Origin of the sequence: Prosthecobacter vanneervenii (assembly GCF_014203095.1) — a bacterium.
Classification (GTDB): Bacteria; Verrucomicrobiota; Verrucomicrobiia; order Verrucomicrobiales; family Verrucomicrobiaceae; genus Prosthecobacter; species Prosthecobacter vanneervenii.
Window position 1 is genome coordinate 1,354,911 of the sequence record NZ_JACHIG010000001.1, and the last position, 18,129, is coordinate 1,373,039.

Here is an 18,129-nt window from a genome sequence, read left to right on the forward strand (position 1 = left end):
AGGCTTTTTCATTACATCAGCGGAGAGGGGAAACGACTGCTGGTCGTGCGATTGGATGAGACTGGGGGGTGACGCATGGCCATCCAATGCGCCAGCTTTTTACCGGGCCCCTTGCATGCCTGGCAGCTCATCAATGTGCAGCTTTTGCAGGATGAGCGCGGTCACGCGGTCGCTGAACTTGCCATTCCCTCTATCGGCGGCCTGCTCCAGCACCAGCTTGGTCTCAGGTAAAACATCAAAAATGCAGAAGACATGGTCCTCTGCAGGTTTACGCGGGCCAAAGGCGGCCTCCGCCTTGTCCATGGCGGCTGCCAGAGCTTCGACAGCCTGTGGAGAGCCCTTGGCCAGGGCCTGCTGGACGATCCCTTCGAGCAGCGCGGTGAGGGCTTTGGCCACGTCTTCACGGTAGGGCCCGCTTCTGGGCTGCTGCGTGCTGCCTAATGACTGGAATGCGGATGCAGGCAGGCTGAGCCCGATGCGCGGCTTGCCTCTGAAATGCTCCGTGGTGATGTATTTGCGAAGGTGATCCCACGCCTGCGCTTTCACCTCATCTTGCATGGTGAACCTGAAAAGACGTGCCACGCAGAGGTCGAGCTCGCCGACAAACTGCCAGTTAATCTTGGTCAGCAGCCCAACAAGCTTGGTGTGAGTGCCGTCTGCATAGATCAGCCACTTCGTATTGAACTCGACCGGGGCGTGCCCGGTGATGTTCAGCGTCCGCAGCGAATTGGCCTGGGTTTTCCAAAAGTCGATCAGATCGCCGAAAATGGTGCGGGTCTGGATATAATCCCCTGTGACATTCAGACGCTTTTGCAGCTCTTTGAGAAGAGCCTCGCTTTCGTATGAGTGTAGGACCTCTGGCATATTGTCAAAAACGTGACGGAAACCCCGGAACTTTGCCAAGTTTGGCAATTCCCCATACTGTTCTTATCCCCGGAATTGGCGTTATTGCAAACAAACTTTAGGCTTATGCCCTTGGGCGCATCACTGAGAATGGCAGCAGCCGATCAAGTGAATGAAGCGTGCCAGCCAGCCAATATCCCGGAAAGACCTGGAAGGAGAAAAGAGAGCTGCGGGAGGTGGCAATAGGTTTGTTGGAGCCACAGCCGGGCTGCCCTGAATATCCTGCAGTTTTAGGGCTCATGCTGCATGCGGCTTCCAACGCAAAGGCCAGAGCACTGAGGCTACAGCAAAGACTCGTCCAAGCCAGGAAAAAGAAACCTCAAAACAACTCCTCTTGTCATGAAAAATCTGATTCTAACATGCTTTGTCAGTTTGTATGCCAGCCTTGCCGCTGTGCCCCAGGCAGCCGGTCAGGAGCGGGGACATCTGGCCGCCAGCGCACAGTCTGGCCATGCCAAGGCTGCAGCGCCCGCCTTTGTCCGGGTGCAGCTCGTGGGAGATAATGCCCGCGCACCGCAACGAGCCACAGCAACCCAAAAACCCATGAGCGTGGGTGCCATCTGGATCGCCGCATTGATCATGGTGATCTATGTCTCCGTACCAGCGGGAATCGTGCTGCTGCTGCTGCCACGCAACCGCAGCACCGCTGACGACGAGCCGAAGAGCATGCCCCCGCGCAAGAAGATGAAGAAGCCTGGCGATCGCGGCGACCACCCCTTGCATGCGTGGCTGTGGCCGCAACCTCGCCATGCCTGACCCGATGCGTCAAGGAGGCCAGATGAAACAAAGGTATCGCTACCCATCCAGCCAGCCGCATCTGCCGTTTCTTGGGCCTCGTTTTTCTCAAGATCATCATTCTCTGCCTCTCCCACATGGGCCTCCATCTGCTCCGATCTTCGATTGCTGGCAGTGGATTCGAAGATGATTCGTGCATTTGGGGCTGACTGATTTCCGACGGTTTGATTTTGGCGCATAGGATCGGTGTCAGCGACGCGTCGAGCATGTTTTTTAGGCGGTTTTTGCTGGCGGTTTGCGGGAGTTGGCTTTGGGTGTGGGGGCTGGCTTTTTTGAGACCGGCTTTTTTTGAATCCAACCTGCTTTTCTGCCATGAAGAAGATTTTTGTTTCGGCTGTGATGGTGTGCTTGTTTGTGTTATGGGCTGGTATGGCGCGCGGGGAGGATGCGCGGAAGGGGAAGGCGGCTGTGGCGGGGGCGAAGGCGCCTGCGGTGGCTGCTGTGCCGGGGTTTCCGGGGGAGGAGGAGTTTACGGCGCTGCGCATGGCCTTCGCTGCACAGCCGGGCTACAGCCCTTTCTGGAAGATGGATGAGGAACGCGATGCGGTGATGAAGGCGGCACGCGCGAAGGACTATAAGATGGCGGTGGAGCTGGCGAAGGCCTGGCTGGTGAAGGTGCCGGTGGATGCGGAGATGCATTACCTGCGCGGGCATTTCCTGAAGAAGACGGGCGATGTGGCGGGCAGCATGTACCACTTTCACTGCTTCTACGGCCTGATGCGGTCGATCACGGCCAAGGGGGATGGCAAAACGGCGGAGTCGGCGTGGAAGGTGATCTCTGTGGCGGAGGAGTATGCGCTGCTGAATGAGCTGGATGCACAGGTGCTGGAGCAGTCGCTGGAGGGCGCGTGTGACAGGCTGCTGGCGAAGATGCCGGATGGGTCGGAGCGGGAGTTTTATTTTGATGTGTCGATCTCTCTGGCGGCGACGGCGAATGCGCTGGGCACGGGGAAGAAGGAGTGAGGCGGGTGGGCGGGATTCTGAAAACTGAAAACTGAAAGCTGAAAGCTGGAAATTAAATCGAGGTGGCGCGTGCGGTGTGGGTGGAGATGGGGGCGCTGGATGCCGCACTCGGAGAGTGCGAACCACGCCGCGCTGGGTGGGACGGGTGTGCTGGAGGAAAACTGCGAGAGCATGGGGACGCTCGGCGGAGGCTGGGGGACCAGCCTCCCTACCCCGGCGCTGGGTGGCGCGGGCGGTGTGCGTGGAGATGGGGGCGCTGGATGCCGCACTCGGAGAGTGCGGACCACGCCGCGCTGGGTGGTTGCGGGTGCGCTGGAGGAAAACTGCGAGAGCATGGGGACGCCCGGCGGAGGCTGGGGGACCAGCCTCCCTACCCCGGTGCTGGGTGGCGCGGGGGAGGATTGCGCGGGGGTGTGCGGGGTGGTAGGGTGGGTGCTATGAGGAGTTTCCTGGGCCTTGGGCTGATGCTGGCGGCGGTGCTGTGTGGTGGCACGGCGGGGCTGGCTGACGTGCCTGCCAGACTAACGAAGTATGAGATCGCATTTGGCCCGTGGAGGCCGGTGATGGTGAATGCGGTGACGCAGGAGGGACGCGCGAGCTTTGAGGGGCAGCGGTCGGAGGTGAAAGTGAGGATGCTGACGGACACGCAGGTGGTCGTGTACCCCTTTGTATGCTGGCGTGAGCCACATTCTGGTATTTTGTGCTTTGGGATGGAGTCGCGCTTTTATGTGTGCCTGGCGGACCGGGTGCTGGGGCTGCCGGGGGAGATGTGGGAGGGGGCGGCCTGCATCGAGGTTTTCCAGAGGAAGACCGCACTGGAGGATGTGGTGAAGACCCGGGACCAGCTGCAGGAGATGGAGGTGTTCGCGGCCTCTTCGTTCCTGGACTACAAGGAGTGTCTGGATCTGAGGACGGCGGTGGGGGCGAAATTTGTCCACCCCACGAATTCGAGCGAGATGATGAAGGTGAAGATCGATGACGTGACGCTGATGGGGGAGAGGATGACGCTGCATTTGACCAACGCTGTGGGGGACAAGGCGCAGGCGGTTTTTTCGGCGCGCACGCTGGAGGTGGTGCGGTGAGGGTGGCTGGATGCTGGATGCTTGATGCTGGATGCTGGTATGTGCAGGTGGCGGGGGCGGTGTGTGAGGGATCATCTTGATCCGACCCACATGGCGTGTGTTTGCGGAGGCACGGGGGCGCTGGGAGATGGGGGTGCGTGAGGGATCGGGACGATCCCTCTCCGCCGGAGTGCGCGCTGGCCGCATGGGATGCTGGCTTTCTCACTCGTGAGCGCCGTTTGCGGCTGTGCGTGGGATGAGATGTGAGCCCATCTGGGAGCTCACGCAGACGACGAGACGCTCGAAGGCGGTGGCTGCGATGCAGGCTTGCGCCTCGCATCTGCGCAACCGCATTGATTCGCTGCGCTCACCCTTCGGGCTCCTTTCAGTCGTCTATCTCCGCTTCGCTTCGGTTCCAAATAGCGCTCGTGCTTTCGCAGGTAAATTTGGAGTGCGGTCGCGGAGTGAAGTATGAACGCAGCTACCGCTTTTCGTGGGCTGGATTAGAGTGCGAGTGCCTGGGAGTTTTCGAAGGCAGAGGCTCTCGCGGGGCATGGGGCACTCGAAGGCCGGGGAGCCGACGTACGCCACGAGACGCTCGAAAGCGGTGGCTCCGATGCAGGCTTGCGCCTCGCATCTGCGCAACCGCACTCCAAATCGCGCTCGTGCTTTCACAGCGCCGTTGGGCCGGAGTGCGCGCTGGGTGCGGCGGGCGATGTGTGGACGCTCTCCACGGTGCGGCTCAGGGGCCGACGACCATTCCTTTGGTGATGATGCCCATGGTCGAGAGTAGGGGGGCACCGCGACGGCTGTTGATCTCAGGCGCGGGGGGTGGGCCGTGCTTTTTGCGGATGAAGGCGCGGAGCTTTTCAAAGTCTTCCATTTTGACGGCGCTGCAGCCTCTGAGGGAGAGGGTGTCGAGGTTGCCAAGCTGGAAGAGGGGGCTGATGTCGTCGAGACTGGTGCAGTATTCGAGGGTGAGGAATTCGAGCTTGCTGAGGTGTGCGATGCCTTTGAGCGCTTTGGGGCCGCTGAGGCTGCCGCATGCATCGAGATGCAGTCCTTTGAGCGCGGTGAGCATGTAGAGGAAGTCGGTGTCCTGCAGGGTCTGCAGGCCATGGAGGCTGAGCAGGGTGAGCTTGGTGAGACCGGCGACGGCACTCTGGACGTCGGCGGTGAGGAGCCCTGGGCAGCCCGTGAGGGAGAGCGTTCTGAGCGTGGGCGTTTGCGCAACTGTCTTGAGCGCGGCCCCCTGCAGGCTGCCACAGGCGGTGATGCGGAGACTTTCGAGCTTGGGGAGCCCGGCGAGGGCGGAGAGATCTGGCAGGGAGTCGAGCTGAGAGAGGCTGAGGTCGGTGAGGGATTTGAGGTCGGTGAGGGCGCTGAGGTCCGTGAGCTGGGTGAAGTCGCTGAGCGTGATCCTTTGCACTTTGAGGACCTGGAGGGCCTCGCGCACGGGGGAGAGATCCTGCCAGGTGGAGGCCAGGCTGCCCTTCCTGGCACTGGCATGATGGATTGAGTCCTGGTATTCGAAGCCGTTTCTCTTGAGCAGGTCTGCTGTGAGGGAGGCGGTGAGGCTGCCGGAGGGCTTGGCCTGCAGCACGCGGCTGTGGCCGAGGAGCGGCGCGAGGGCGGCTCCGAGCAGGTGCCGCCGGGTGGCGCGGTACGGTGGCTGCCTGGGGACTGCGGGGGTGGGGTGCGGGGCGGACATGGCGCTGAGAGTGGAGTGGGCTGCGTGGCTGCGGTTTGTCTTAGGCGGATGCTGCGGGGTTTGGCAAGGGCTAACCTCAGCCTGCTGAGAAATGTGTGTAATGCGGGGGCTGAGATCGGATGGGGCTCGATGCTCGATGCTCGATGCTCGGTGCTCGATGCTCGATGCTCGGTGCTCGGTGCTCGGTGCTCGGTGCTCGGTGCTCGGTGCTCGGTGCTCGGTGCTCGGTGCTCGGTGCTCGGTGCGAGGAAGAGGAAGAGGAAGAGGAAGAGGAAGAGGAAGAGGAAGAGGAAGATGGGGCTGATGCGGGACTCGTGGATGATGGCGGGGCGGAGGGATCGAGGACAACCGAGCGCAGCGAGATAGACGACCGTAGGGAGCCCGTAGGGTGAACGTATTGAATCAACTTCGAGTTCGAGTAGGAGGACGAGGTCTGGATGCTGTGGGGCGCGCGGGGGTGTTGGGATGGATGGCGTGACTGGGCGCGGTGCAGTCAGCGTTTGCCGAAGAGGCGGTGGTAGAGGACGAGCTGGTAGTAGCCGAGGGGGATGCCGAGGAGGGCGCTGAGCAGGATGAGGAGCAGAGACGACGCTCCGCCCAGCCCGAGCCAGGGGGCGGCCACGCTGCCGAGCAGCACGCCCTGCGCGGGGCCGCAGATGAGGCAGTCGAAGGAAGCGTGGAGAGAGGGCACGGGGAGTGGTGGTGGGCTTACTGCTGGGGTGGGGGGCCTCGGGGGTGCTTTGACCTCATGGTGCTGGATCAGGTGCGAATGATGAATTCGTAATGGATGCCCCGGAGGGTGTCGATGACATCGAAGACTTGCCTTTCCGGTGTGTCCGGGATGTGGATGTAGTGAGCTTTGGGTGCGGTTTCGTCGAAGTAGAGGTCTGCCGGGAGGCAGTCTTTGAATATGCTCATGTCTGATATGAAGTAGTCGTAACCGTGGCCGGGCCGCCAGGTGCGGCCACGGCCGATGAGGGCCTGCACGTGCGGGACGTCCTCGGGGGAGAAGCTGCGGATTTTGACGGTGACGCCGTCGCCATTGAAGTTGATGATCCTGTGGGCTTCGAAGACACGGTGGAGGGAGGCGGGCCAGCCTTGCCCCACCAGCCAGGCGCGTTCGCTTTTGTCCGAGGTGAGATCGGTGACGCCGATGTCAATTTTGAAAGTCTGGTAGATGATCAACAACACCAGCAGGCCGAAGCAGAGTAGCGTGCCACACCCGATGAAGAGGGCGCGGCGAAGACAGCCTCTGCGCCGCTGCGGCGGAGGAGTGGCTGGCTGCGGGGGGACTGGCTGTGTTTCCGGCGCTGAAGGATCGGGTGGCTGTGACATGGGATGGTGAAGAGTTTAGGGAAGGCGGGAAGACGTGTCGATGATTTTGCTCTGGCATGCGGCGTAGCATTGACGCATCCCTATGACGGGTGTGTGATTGAGAGGTCGTCGATCCCTTGAGCCACACACGCTGCCATGCCTGCTGATTTTGGAGTTTTTGCCCCGGTGTTTGCGTCTGCACATGGCTACTTGGCTCTGCTGCACCTGAACTCACCGGACTGTGCGAATGAGGTGCGCCTGGTGCGTGAGTGTGCGGCGGCGGATGTGGCGGGCGCGGATCTGCTGGGCCTGCTGGGGGAGTTTAACTGGCGGCCGACTCTGGTGGCTGCGGTGGCGGCGCTGTCTCTGCCGCATGATGCCCGTGTGGTGGGGGAGCTGTGGCGGCAGTTTGATGCGGGGAGCTGGGTCTCGCCGCAGATCGCGGTGGTGCTTTCAAGGGTGGATCCGGAGTTTCTGGAGGGGGCGCGGCGGCGGCTGGAGTCGGGCTGCCCGCTGGATGCGCGGGAGCTGCTGTCGCTGAGCATGGCGGAGAGGCACTCTGCGGCAGGGCCTGAGGGCGGGGCGATGCGCTCGGCAAAGGCGGCGGCGGCTCTGCAGGCGGTGGTCTCCGGCCTGGAGCCTGTGCCTGAGTGGCTGCCTGCGGTGCTGGCTTCTGCTGAACATCAGGCTCTGGTATCTTCTGATATGGATTCGGGAGGAAATATAGCCCTGCGGTGGCGCCAGAGACTGGACCTTGTGGAGCAGCTGATGAGGGGCTGAGCCTGGAGGGGGCGGTGATGTGGAGTGGAATTTTTTAATTTTTTTCGTATCCGTTAAGGCCTGCGCAGCCGAAAGGGGGGCTTTGGAATGAGGGGATGCGACGGGGATGCCAGGCAGGGCTGGGAGGATGGATTCCAGGGACGCGCGCAGCGCATCCCTACCAGCCGGCATGGGGTGCTGCTGGTGCTTGAGGGGTTTTTGGGTGATGAGTGGGCGCTGGGTGGTGCGGGCCGCACAGGGGACTGTGCGGACCACTCTGGGGCGCTGCGGCCGGGGGCAGACGGGGCCGTTGAGGAGGGGCAAGACGAAGGATCTTGTGCCGATTGTGTGAGAGGGGCGGTGGCGTGGGGTGTGGCCGGGCTACAGGTGGGATAAGGGCGCTGCGTGTGGCGGGGTGCTGCGGACTCGGAGATCCGCGCTCCTGGGTCGCCGGGGCGGGGCAGTGCGATTCTGCTTGATTGTGGCGTTTTGGGCCCAATGAGGGGGCTGTGGCGGGGTGGAAGGGTGCGGTGTTTTTTCCTGGCGGGTGCCTGGGTGCGGCTTTCTACCAGCTTCGATGTTTTAATACCATAACAGGCTATGATGATGGATGCGGAGTTTTCTGGGAGCGCCGGGATGGCGGGCGGCGGTGCGGCGAGAGTGCGCAGGCGCAGGAAGGAAGCTGATGGGAGATGGCAGATGGGTGATGGGGGGACGCCGGTGAGCGCGGAGATCGTGGGTGTGGCGGGGCCGGGAGGTTCTGGGGATGCGAGGGCTGCGGGTGTGGCGAGGGCGCTGAGGGAGGAAGAGGAAGAGCGGGAGAAGGATGCCGTGGCGATGATGGCTGCTGAGGAGGTGGTGGTGGAGCTGCATGTGCGCCAGGGGAGGTCGCTGGCGGAGGTGGCGCGGGTGCTGGGGGTGGATGCGGCGGGGATGCAGGGGCTGTGGCGCAGGGCGCAGTCGCATCTGGCGGAGCTGGCGCCGAAGGAGGAGGCGGATTTTACGGCGATGCGGGAGCAGATCTGCGCGGCGCTGTGGGAGACGGTGGCGTGCACGTTTCCGAAGGTGCCTCTGCCTGCGGGCAAGGAGCAGTCGCTCCGAATGGGGGCGGATGGTCAGCTGGAGCTGCCGCTGCGGTTTTCTCTGCCGCCGGCGCCGGTGCTGGCTGCGGAGCCGCCTTCAGCGCCGATGCTGACGGTGCGGCTGCGGGCGCTGGATCAGCTGGCAAAGCTGTATGATGTGGGGCTGGCCCGCGGGGCGTCGGGGGCTGAGGCGGAGTCGGATGAAAAGCCGTATGCGACGCCGCCGGAGATCGCGGAGGCGGTGCGGCTGCGGCTGCTGGAGATGCATGGTCGCAGGGGGGATGGGACGAGGGTTGGAAGATGAAAGATGAAAGATGAAAATGGTAAACTGGGGCTGAGGGTGGAGGTGGAGTGGCTGGGTGGGGCGAGGGCGCTGGGTGGGGTGGTGTTTGATACCACCATGTGCTGTAAACCGGTCTGCAGATGCCCGCAGGCAGCTTCAGGGAGGACTGGGCGTGGCAGAGGATCCCACGGTCTCTCCTGCGCTCTTTCAGAGCGCGACCTTGAGGAGCATGCTGCTGGTCCAAATACCCAGGGCTGGCGCCCTGGGCTGACTCCTGCGGGCCTTTGGCCCGCGATGCAGAGCCTTGGCGAGCGGTGCTTAGCGCATGGACGCAGTCACACTGCAGCTCTGCTTTTGACTCTTCATGATCTTGGCGTGCGGCTATGTGCCTGCGCTGCTACTCGGCGGATTGGTAGAGGCCGCGGGCGTGTTCTTCGAGGAAGGGACGGACGAAGTCGGTCTTGATGGCGAAGGTGAACTGGGAGAGTTCGGGATTGAGGCCGCCCAGGCCAAAGGTCAGGATGCCGATGATGCGGCCGTCTGTGGTGATGACGGGGCCGCCGCTGTTGCCGTGATTGGAGCGGATGTCGAGCTGGAGGACCTCGTTTTTTTTGAAGATGCGATGGGTGGAGCTGATGGCGCCTTTGACATAGGTGGCGCTGGCTTCGGCAAAGATGGGGTAGCCGATCATGATGACTTCTTCGAGCTCGCGGCATTCGGAGCTGCGGCCGATGGGGAGGATTTCGTGGTCGGTGAATTGGACGCGCAGGAGGGCGACGTCGGGCACCTTTTGGTCGGCAATGAGGGTGGCGGGGTGTAAGCTGGCGTCTTCTTCGAGCTGGACCTCGATGCTGGTGGCGCCTTCGATGACGTGGTGGTTGGTGAGGATGAGGCCGGGGCCGATGAAGGCGCCGCTGCCGTGGGCGCTGCCGTCGGGGAGTTTGATGAGGACTTTGACGACGGCTTTTTTCCAGAGGGCGGCTTTGTCTGCGAGGGTGCCGCCGGGGATGTCGGCGGGATTGGCGCCGGCGGGGGGCTGGTTTTTAAAGGTGATGTAGCCGCGGAGCTGGGGCGGGAGGATGCTTTTGGCCTGGTCTTCGGGGGGGACGATGGCGAGGGGGCGGCCGATGATGCCGTGATCCCACCCGAGCTGGAGGAACTGGAGCTGGCTGGCTTTGAGGGTGTCTGCCTGGATGCCGAGGGGGGCGAGGACGGCGCTGAGGCGGCGGCTGATGGCGTTGTTTTTATAATGAAACTGCCGGTAGGTGGGGGCGGCCTGCCGGGCCATGGTGTGGCCGAGGAGGTACCACTCGCCGTGGGGATGGGGGACGGGATCGGCTGCGAGCACGGGGTGGGTGAGGGTGAGCAGCAGGGCGAGGAGGAGGTGTTTCAAGTTTGAGGTTTGAAGTTTAAAGTTGGGGGAGCGAGGGGGAGGCGGAGGATTTATGATTTATGATTTGTGATTTATGATTTGGGGGCGGGTGAGGAAGAGGAAGAGTCCGATGCCGCGTGCGTGTGATGCGGGGGTGCGGGAGGTGGCGGCGCGGGTGGGTCGAGGACGAGGACGAGGACGAGGAGGAGGAGGAGTGGGGGTTACTGTTTGACAGGGGTGAGGGTGATGATGATGAGGCGGAGGTGACGGGTGGGGTGGGGGTCGGGGCTGAAGACGTCGTAGAGGACGGTGTAGCCGGGGATGTCGCGCCGGGTGTAGGGGGTGGATTTGTCGTTGGCGACGGCGTCTTTGAGGGTGTGGAGGATGGTGGTGGCGGCGATGACGTCTGGGAGGGCGGCGCAGATGTCGGGATGGTAGGTGTCGAGGATGTGGCGGAGGGCGGTGTATTCGGCCTGGCTGCTGGGGAGGAGGGGCTGGTCGGGGCCGGTGGATTCGAGGTAGAGGCAGGCCTGGGCGATGAGGGTGTGGGTGTGGGACTGGTCGTGGAGGGTGAGGAGGGCGGGGGCGGTGTCTGTGCTGGTGTCGGCAAGGGTTTCGGAGCTGGGGGGGGTGCCGGTGGCGGGGGGCGGGGCGATGATGCGGAGGCGGGAGTCGATGGTGGGGGCCTCGGGGAGGGTGGGGAGGGTGATGCTGTCTGCGAGGTCGGCGGCGCTGGGGCTGGGTACGGGGAGGCTGGCCTGGTCTGCAAGGATGGCGGCGGAGGTCTTGAGGAGGGGGGCGAGGGTGGCGAGGAGGTTCTGGACGGGGATGGAGGTGTAGGCGCGGGTGTAGTGGGCCTGGCGGATGGTGTCGTCCTGAGCCATGGCGGCGAAGGCGGCGCGGTCTTTTTCTTCCTGGGCGCGGCGGTCGGCCTCTTCCTGGATGCGGCGGGCTTCTTCCTGCTGACGGGCTTTTTGCTGGGCTTCGGTGAGGGCGTCGTACTGGCGGCGGTCGGTCCAGACGCCGTTGAGGCGGACGAGTTTGTCTTTTTCGTAGTGGTCGATCTCGGTCTGGATGGCTTTGGTGGCGGCGGTGACGGCGCTGGTGAGGAGGGGGGACTGACGGGCGGCGGCGGCGAGCTGGGCCTGGATCTCGCGGCAGCGCTGGACGTGCTGGGGGGTGGTGAAGTCGGCCTCGAAGAGGAGGCCGAATTTGATGTCGGTGACGTACATCTGGCGGGCGAGGTAGAAGGGCTTGGTCTGGCCGATGTCGTACTGGAGCCAGATGGGGCCGCTGGTGTCTTCGCTGAGGTAGAGGGTGCCCTGGTAGTGGGCGGGCTGGTCGCTGAGGGCAGTCTTGTAAATGACGAAGCCGCGGGCGAAGCGGGAGGCGGCGCGGGCCGGGGATGCGCCGAGGTGGAGAAGCAGGAGGAGTGCGAGGAGGTGTAGGGTGCGCACGGGCATGCGGGAGGTGTAACGAGGGGAGGGTTTTTTGTAAAGGGGAGACTCGGGGGCGGGGAGGAAGTTTGCGGTGGTTTGCGGTGGTTTGCGGTGGTTTGCGGTGGTTTGCGGTGGTTTGCGGTGGTTTGCGGTGGTTTGCGGTGGTGGGAAGAGCTGAGGGGGGCCGCAAAGAGGGGAAAGGGGGGGCGGGGGCGAGGGATGGCCACAAAGAGGCGCAAGAGGGGCGCAAAAAAGGGTGGTGGATGGGGGAACGAAGTCCCCTGCTCTGCTGGGGTTTGGCTTGGGGCTTGCCTTCGTACGTATCCCCAGCTTTGTTGCTGAACACCCATAGGAATTTCACGAATGCCCGCCTCCGCCTCAGAGCTCTTCATCGTCGACAACAGCGACAGCGAATGGAAAGTCCGCAATTATCTCGCCGACTGGTGTGAGCTTTCGAAGACCATCGACATCGCGACCGGCTATTTTGAGATCGGCGCACTCCTCGCCCTTAAAGACAAATGGCAGCAGGTCGACTCCATCCGCCTGCTCATGGGCGATGAAGTTTCAAAGCGCACCAAGCGGGCTTTTGAAGAGGGCTTGAAGAAGATCACCTCCATCTTGGATGCCAGTCTGGAAGGCGAGAAAAGGGCGAATGACTTCCTCTCCGGCGTGCCCGCAGTGGTCGAGGCGCTGCGCGCCGGCAAGATTCAGTGCCGGGTCTATCGCAAGGACAAGTTTCATGCCAAATGCTACCTCACCCACGCCAGGCAGGCCGTCATCGGTTCCTTTGGCCTTGTTGGCTCGTCCAATTTCACCAGACCAGGCCTGGAGGACAATGTGGAGCTCAATGTCCAGATTCGTGGCAATGACGTAAAGCTGCTCCAGGAATGGTACGAACGGCACTGGGAGGAGTCCGAAGATATCACGGCAGACGTGCTCCGCACCTTTGAGCGCCATACCAATCCGCGCACGCCTTTCGAGGTCTGGTTCAAAGCATTGCATGAGCTGCTGCGTGGGCACGAACTCACCCCCGATGAATGGGACCGCGAGCGCTCCATCATTTTCCCCCGGCTCGCCCGTTACCAGCAGGACGCGTACAAAAATCTCGTCGAAATCGCCCGTCTCTACGGCGGCGCGTTCCTCTGTGACGGCGTAGGCCTAGGCAAGACCTACGTTGGCCTCATGATCATTGAGCGAATGGTCATGCATGAAGGCAAGAGGGTCGTGTTGTTTGCCCCAAAAGCCGCCCGCGAGGACGTCTGGGCACCTGCGGTGGAGCGCCTGCTGCCGGATCTGAACAGCGGCTTTGTCACCTTCATTCCTTACAATCACACCGACCTGCAGCGCAAAGGCAAGTATCCCGCAGACCTGGCGCGTACGCTTCGCGATGCCGATGTCATCCTGATTGACGAGGCTCATCACTTCCGCAATCCCGGCGGCGCAGGCGAGGGTGCGCTTGAGCAGTCACGCTATCGCAAGCTCCAGCAGTACCTGCATCAGCAGGGCGGGCGGGAGAAGCAGATGTTCTTCCTCACCGCCACACCCATCAACAACAGTGTCCACGACTTCCGCCACATCCTGGAGCTGGCCACCAATGGAGAGGATGCTTATTTCGCCACCGGCACGCGAAATCTGGGCATCCACAATCTGCGTGCGCACTTCGTGCAGTTGGAGCGCTCGCTTTTGCAGACGCCTGCCGCCGCCACCGAAAACGAAGCCAGCGAATTCTTCCGCGTCGAAGAGGCCCTTCAAAAAGATGCCATTTTCGACGAGCTCGTGGTCCAGCGCTCGCGTGTCTATGTCAAGAAGAGCGAGAGCGGCTCCGCAGGCGGCTCGGTCGTCTTCCCCGCACGGGAAATCCCGCGGGTCGCTCCGTACAAGCTCAAAGTCACCTATGGCCGCCTGCTGGAGTCTGTGGAGCAGGCCTTCAGCCGCACCAAGCCTCTCTTTGCGCTCAGCATCTACTATCCGCTCGCCTACTGGAAAGGCCCTTCGGATGCTCCTGAGCTGCAAACTTTCAACACGGGCCGCCAGGCCCAGGTAGTTTCGCTGGTCCGCACTCAGTTTTTAAAGCGCTTCGAAAGCTCGGCCCATGCCTTTGAGCAGTCCTGCTGGCGGCTGCTGAAGAAACTGCTCGCCTGGGTGGAGGTGCATACCAGCAGTGATCATGACAAACGGCGGCTTGAGCGCTGGAAACTGAAGAATGACAAGCTCATCGGTTACGCCACCGCCCATCAGCAGGAACTCTGGCCTTCCGAGGAAGGCAGCGCGGACGATGACGACAACGATTTCATCACCCAGGCAGATCTGGACGCCACCGAGAAGCTGGATCCGGAACTTTACAAGGTGGATGAAATCCTGGACGACACCTTCATGGATCTCGACCAGATCGTCGATTTCCTCAATCTGGGCGCCAAGGTGGACCCCGCCAAGGACGACAAGCTCAAAGCGCTGATCAAAATGCTCAAGTCTGACAAGGACTTGAAAGGCCGGAAGGTGATCATCTTCTCCGAGTTTGCGGATACCGCCTGGTATCTGGACAGGCACCTCAAAGAGGCGGGTATCGAGGGCGTGGAGCGCATCGATGGCAGCTGCAGCCAGCGGGTGCGCAGCAGTGTCATTCACCGCTTCTCGCCTTTCTACAATGGGCGGAGTCCGGCTCAGCTGGCCGCTGAGGGGCAGCAGGAGATTCAGGTGCTCATCGCCACAGATGTGCTTGCCGAAGGCCTCAACCTCCAGGACGCCGACCGCCTCATCAATTATGACCTGCACTGGAACCCCGTGCGCCTCATGCAGCGCATCGGTCGTGTGGACCGCCGGGTGAATCCTGAGACGGAGCAGGCGCTGCTGGAGGCACATCCGCACCTCGCCTCCACACGTGGCCGGATCATCTATTGGAACTTCCTGCCTCCGGATGAGCTCGACAGCCTGCTGCGCCTTTACAACCGGGTGAATCGCAAGACCCTCGTCATCTCCCGCACCTTTGGCATCGAGGGGCGCAAACTACTCACTCCGGATGACGAGTTTGACCCCATCAAAGAGATCAACGAGCAGTATGAAGGCCAGGAGAGCGAGAGCGAAGCCCTGCGCCTGGAGTACGAAGAACTCACCCGCCTTCATCCGGACCTCGCGGCTCAGCTTCCTGACTTGCCTCTCAAGCTGTTCAGTGGTCGCAAAACACCCACGGCAGGTGTTCGCGCCGTGTTCTTCTGCTTCCGCATTCCGCATCCCGACCCCGCTCTCGTCGAGGCTGCGGACGGCGCCGCACGCTGGTCTGAATCCGCTGGTGAGACCGTCTGGCTTTGCACTGATCCTGAGGGGAAGAACATTGCCGACACTCCGCGCACCATCGCCGATCTCATCCGCTCTCAGCCCGACACCCCTGTTCATCATTCACTGGACCACGCTGCTCTCTCCAAACTGCGTCAGAAGGTGGAGAAAGAACTCATCAAATCACACCTCCGCTCGCTCCAGGCCCCGGCAGGTGTTTCACCGGTGTTGAAGTGCTGGATGGAAGTGACTTAACTATGGCAAAACAGTCCACGAACCAAGACAGACTAAATGCATTGGCTCAGCACTCCTTGCCCGAGCCTTTCCACAGCCACCTGGAGCAGGTCCACAAAATCTGCCGTCAAATGCGAGATCATGTGGGCCTTCTCGGGATGAACTTGGATTTCACACCAGACGGCCGCTTTGTAGGCGATATGGGCGAGCTCATTGCCGCCCTCAAATTTGGGGTCACGATTCACAAAAGCCTTAAAGGCGGTCAGGATGGCGTTTGCTCAGTCACTGGAAAAAGCGTCGAGGTCAAACTTCGGACGCAAGCAAACTCGATTATCTGGGTCAAAGGAGTGCCTGACATCCTGCTTGTCATCTATTTGTGTCCCACAAGTCTTAGATGGGGAGTGGTTTACAACGGTCCTGGCACTGTGATTCAGGACACCCAGTTTGCCAAATACAACGAGCGGCATGGTCGCTATGAAACCTCCATACCCAAGATGCTAGCCGCTAGCGAAGCGATGCTTTTACAGGATCAGCCGACGACACTCATATTACACCAAGTGCACTGAATCAATGTCCTCAGTCCCCAACCTCCGCCAAGTCCGCACCTTCAAAGACCTTATCCGTTATCTGGAGGATGAGCTTCACTGGCCTCTCGAAGGCTATGAGATGGAGGAATTGACCTTCGATTACGAACCTGCCGATCTCGGCCTCAAAGACGATGATGCAGCCAAGGTCAAGAGCATCCGACAGCTTCGCCCCCTGACCTCGGACCAGCCCTGGGGCATCTTCTTCATTGAGTTCGACAAGAAGAAACTACCCGTCGTCGTTCTGCGCCGAATTCTGTCCCACCTCGTCGTCAAGAAAAGGGCCTCGGCAAACAAGGCGGCCAGCAAGGCTTGGAACGCCGATGACCTCCTGTTTGTCTCGGCTTTTGGTCCCGAGGACGACGACGGTCGCGAGATCGGATTCGCGCACTTTCACCAGGAGTCTGGAGACCTGCCGAGCCTGCGCGTGCTTGGGTGGGATGGGGCGGACACAGCCATGAAGCTCAATGCTGTCGCCACCACCCTGCGTGAACGGCTCCGCTGGCCGGAAAAAGGAGAGAAAATCGACGCTTGGCAGCAGCGCTGGGCGGGCGCTTTCAAGCATCGCATCGACCACATCATCAGGACCTCTGACATGCTGGCAGAGACCATGGCAGCCCTCGCTAAACGCATCCGCGATGCGGCCAGCACCATCATGCAGCACGAGACGGAGAGCGGCCCGCTCAGAAAACTTCACCGCGCCTTCCAGACCAACCTCATTCACGACCTCACTGCAGAGGGCTTTGCAGATACCTACGCGCAAACCATCACCTACGGCCTTTTCACTGCCGCACTGTCCAAGACCGACATGTACGGGGGACGCCACGGGACCGCCCTCATCGCCAGCAATATCATCGACATGGTGCCCGTCACCAATCCCTTCCTCAAAGAGATGCTGGCCACCTTCCTCAACGTTGGCGGGCGCAAGGGCGGCATCGATTTTGACGAACTCGGCATCCAGGACGTTGTCGAACTGCTGCGCGGCGACAAAACAGACCTTCCGGCCATCCGCGATGACTTCGGCAATCGCACTCAAGGCGAGGACCCAGTGATCCACTTCTACGAGCATTTTCTCAATGCTTACAACAAGAAGCTCCGTATCCAGCGCGGCGTCTTCTACACTCCCCAGCCTGTCGTTTCATATATCGTGCGCAGTGTACACGAGCTGCTGCAAACTGAATTCGGTCTTGCCGATGGTCTTGCAGACACCACTACCTGGGGCGAGATGAAGCAAAAGCATCCTCAGCTAAGATTGCCCACCACCTTCGACGACAAAAATAATGAACATGAAATTGACGAGGGCGAATACTTTGTGCAAATTCTTGATCCTGCTACCGGGACCGCGACCTTTCCAGTCGAGGTCATCGACGTCATCCATCGTACCCTTGTAGCGAAGTGGAAGAAGCTGCGCTACAGCGAGGCGCAGGTTCGTGATGCCTGGAACGAATATGTGCCAAAGCACCTGCTTCCACGTGTTCACGCCTTCGAATTGATGATGGCCCCATATGCGATCGCCCATATGAAAATTGGGCTCAAGCTTGCCGAGACTGGTTACCGCTTTGGAACCGAGGAACGTGCCCGCATCTACCTCACCAACGCACTGGAACCTTGGATGAGACAACTCCACCTTCCAGAATTCGACGCCCTCGCGCACGAATCCGCGGCGGTGAACAAAATCAAAAGAAATAAGCGTTTCACCATCGTTATTGGCAACCCGCCTTATTCTAATTTCGGCCAACTCAATAAAATTCCGTTCATCTTAGGCCTACTTGAAGACTACAAGCGCGGTCTTGATGAAAGAAAACTCAATCTTGATGACGATTTTATAAAGTTTCTTCGATTCTCACAACACCTACTCGATGCGACTGGCACAGGTATTTTGGGAATGATTACAAACAACGTTTTCATCGACGGCATAACCCATCGTCGTATGCGAGAATCTCTAAAAGCCAGCTTCAACGATATTCGGATTCTCGACTTGCATGGAAGCAGCAAAAAGTTGGAATGCTCGTCCGACGGGTCGAAAGAAGAAAACGTATTTGACATTCAACAGGGTGTCGGAATCTCACTGCTAACAAATTCACCAACTAGGTGTGATCAACCTATCTTGCATGACGAACTTTGGGGCGACAGGCAAACAAAGCATAACGCCCTCAAATGCACAACTGCGTGTAAACAGACATGGACTGCTATTTCCTGTCTATCACCACACTTTTTCTTTGTCCCAAAGTCGTTTGATGGCCTGGATGAATACGCCAGCCTTCCTAGTATTGTGTTAGGTTAGTTTACCGCAAAACTTTTCAATCTTTTCGAAAATGCGTTCCGCAGTGGCGGTCCATACAAAAGGCTTGGGATCTTT

14 protein-coding genes are annotated in these 18,129 nt (G+C 60.8%); 8 read left to right on the forward strand and 6 right to left on the reverse strand.

From position 1 onward, the window contains the following. Positions 1-99: 99 nt before the first annotated feature. Positions 100-864: a hypothetical protein gene (locus HNQ65_RS05170; RefSeq protein ID WP_184338401.1), complete on the reverse strand. Its 765-nt coding sequence runs from the start codon at positions 862-864 to the stop codon at positions 100-102. Between the two features lie 378 nt (positions 865-1,242). On the opposite strand from HNQ65_RS05170, the gene HNQ65_RS05175 reads away from it, so the two are divergent. From HNQ65_RS05175 to HNQ65_RS05185, 3 genes are all read left to right on the forward strand, one after another. Further along, positions 1,243-1,659: a hypothetical protein gene (locus tag HNQ65_RS05175; protein WP_184338402.1), complete on the forward strand. Its 417-nt coding sequence runs from the start codon at positions 1,243-1,245 to the stop codon at positions 1,657-1,659. Positions 1,660-2,010: 351 nt separating this feature from the next. After that, positions 2,011-2,661, forward strand: coding sequence for a DUF4919 domain-containing protein (locus HNQ65_RS05180; RefSeq protein WP_184338403.1), 651 nt, complete (start codon positions 2,011-2,013; stop codon positions 2,659-2,661). Between the two features lie 437 nt (positions 2,662-3,098). Further along, entirely contained in the window at positions 3,099-3,743 is a 645-nt protein-coding gene (locus HNQ65_RS05185) for a hypothetical protein (RefSeq protein WP_184338404.1), read from the forward strand. A 721-nt stretch (positions 3,744-4,464) separates the two neighbouring features. On the opposite strand, the gene HNQ65_RS05190 is transcribed toward HNQ65_RS05185, so the two are convergent. The 3 genes from HNQ65_RS05190 to HNQ65_RS05200 all read right to left on the reverse strand — a co-directional run bounded on the left by HNQ65_RS05190 (position 4,465) and on the right by HNQ65_RS05200 (position 6,768). Further along, the gene (locus HNQ65_RS05190; RefSeq protein ID WP_184338405.1) at positions 4,465-5,433 is read right to left on the reverse strand and encodes a leucine-rich repeat domain-containing protein; all 969 of its coding nucleotides are present in this window, start codon (positions 5,431-5,433) and stop codon (positions 4,465-4,467) included. A gap of 493 nt (positions 5,434-5,926) precedes the next feature. Continuing rightward, on the reverse strand, positions 5,927-6,124 hold the full coding sequence (locus HNQ65_RS05195; protein WP_184338406.1) for a hypothetical protein: 198 nt from the start codon (positions 6,122-6,124) through the stop codon (positions 5,927-5,929). Positions 6,125-6,192: 68 nt separating this feature from the next. Further along, positions 6,193-6,768 carry a hypothetical protein gene (locus HNQ65_RS05200; protein WP_184338407.1) on the reverse strand — a complete coding sequence of 192 codons (576 nt, stop codon included), beginning with the start codon at positions 6,766-6,768 and terminating at the stop codon, positions 6,193-6,195. A 135-nt stretch (positions 6,769-6,903) separates the two neighbouring features. Between HNQ65_RS05200 and HNQ65_RS05205 the strand changes: the two genes are divergently transcribed. Continuing rightward, positions 6,904-7,527, forward strand: coding sequence for a hypothetical protein (locus HNQ65_RS05205; protein ID WP_184338408.1), 624 nt, complete (start codon positions 6,904-6,906; stop codon positions 7,525-7,527). A gap of 678 nt (positions 7,528-8,205) precedes the next feature. Further along, the gene (locus HNQ65_RS05210; RefSeq protein ID WP_221306036.1) at positions 8,206-8,892 is read left to right on the forward strand and encodes a hypothetical protein; all 687 of its coding nucleotides are present in this window, start codon (positions 8,206-8,208) and stop codon (positions 8,890-8,892) included. 376 nt (positions 8,893-9,268) lie between these two features. Here HNQ65_RS05210 and HNQ65_RS05215 read toward each other — a convergent pair whose 3' ends face one another. Continuing rightward, on the reverse strand, positions 9,269-10,264 hold the full coding sequence (locus tag HNQ65_RS05215) for a S1C family serine protease (RefSeq protein ID WP_184338410.1): 996 nt from the start codon (positions 10,262-10,264) through the stop codon (positions 9,269-9,271). 200 nt (positions 10,265-10,464) lie between these two features. After that, on the reverse strand, positions 10,465-11,706 hold the full coding sequence (locus HNQ65_RS05220) for a hypothetical protein (RefSeq protein WP_184338411.1): 1,242 nt from the start codon (positions 11,704-11,706) through the stop codon (positions 10,465-10,467). Positions 11,707-12,045: 339 nt separating this feature from the next. On the opposite strand from HNQ65_RS05220, the gene HNQ65_RS05225 reads away from it, so the two are divergent. The 3 genes from HNQ65_RS05225 to HNQ65_RS05235 are packed head-to-tail and all read left to right on the forward strand — an operon-like array spanning position 12,046 to position 18,054. Beyond that, on the forward strand, positions 12,046-15,207 hold the full coding sequence (locus tag HNQ65_RS05225; protein ID WP_184338412.1) for a helicase-related protein: 3,162 nt from the start codon (positions 12,046-12,048) through the stop codon (positions 15,205-15,207). 2 nt (positions 15,208-15,209) lie between these two features. Continuing rightward, positions 15,210-15,752: a DUF6998 domain-containing protein gene (locus HNQ65_RS05230; protein WP_221306037.1), complete on the forward strand. Its 543-nt coding sequence runs from the start codon at positions 15,210-15,212 to the stop codon at positions 15,750-15,752. 4 nt (positions 15,753-15,756) lie between these two features. After that, complete coding sequence (locus HNQ65_RS05235; RefSeq protein WP_184338414.1) at positions 15,757-18,054, forward strand: Eco57I restriction-modification methylase domain-containing protein; 2,298 nt, start codon at positions 15,757-15,759, stop codon at positions 18,052-18,054. Positions 18,055-18,129: the final 75 nt, after the last annotated feature.

What these genes read in the sequence shown, in the direction of transcription:
- HNQ65_RS05170 (WP_184338401.1), bottom strand. Translation starts at nt 864, where the DNA reads ATGCCAGAGGTCCTACACTCATACGAAAGCGAGGCTCTTCTCAAAGAG.
- HNQ65_RS05175 (WP_184338402.1), top strand. Translation starts at nt 1,243, where the DNA reads ATGAAAAATCTGATTCTAACATGCTTTGTCAGTTTGTATGCCAGCCTT.
- HNQ65_RS05180 (WP_184338403.1), top strand. Translation starts at nt 2,011, where the DNA reads ATGAAGAAGATTTTTGTTTCGGCTGTGATGGTGTGCTTGTTTGTGTTA.
- HNQ65_RS05185 (WP_184338404.1), top strand. Translation starts at nt 3,099, where the DNA reads ATGAGGAGTTTCCTGGGCCTTGGGCTGATGCTGGCGGCGGTGCTGTGT.
- HNQ65_RS05190 (WP_184338405.1), bottom strand. Translation starts at nt 5,433, where the DNA reads ATGTCCGCCCCGCACCCCACCCCCGCAGTCCCCAGGCAGCCACCGTAC.
- HNQ65_RS05200 (WP_184338407.1), bottom strand. Translation starts at nt 6,768, where the DNA reads ATGTCACAGCCACCCGATCCTTCAGCGCCGGAAACACAGCCAGTCCCC.
- HNQ65_RS05205 (WP_184338408.1), top strand. Translation starts at nt 6,904, where the DNA reads ATGCCTGCTGATTTTGGAGTTTTTGCCCCGGTGTTTGCGTCTGCACAT.
- HNQ65_RS05210 (WP_221306036.1), top strand. Translation starts at nt 8,206, where the DNA reads ATGGGTGATGGGGGGACGCCGGTGAGCGCGGAGATCGTGGGTGTGGCG.
- HNQ65_RS05220 (WP_184338411.1), bottom strand. Translation starts at nt 11,706, where the DNA reads ATGCCCGTGCGCACCCTACACCTCCTCGCACTCCTCCTGCTTCTCCAC.
- HNQ65_RS05225 (WP_184338412.1), top strand. Translation starts at nt 12,046, where the DNA reads ATGCCCGCCTCCGCCTCAGAGCTCTTCATCGTCGACAACAGCGACAGC.
- HNQ65_RS05230 (WP_221306037.1), top strand. Translation starts at nt 15,210, where the DNA reads ATGGCAAAACAGTCCACGAACCAAGACAGACTAAATGCATTGGCTCAG.
- HNQ65_RS05235 (WP_184338414.1), top strand. Translation starts at nt 15,757, where the DNA reads ATGTCCTCAGTCCCCAACCTCCGCCAAGTCCGCACCTTCAAAGACCTT.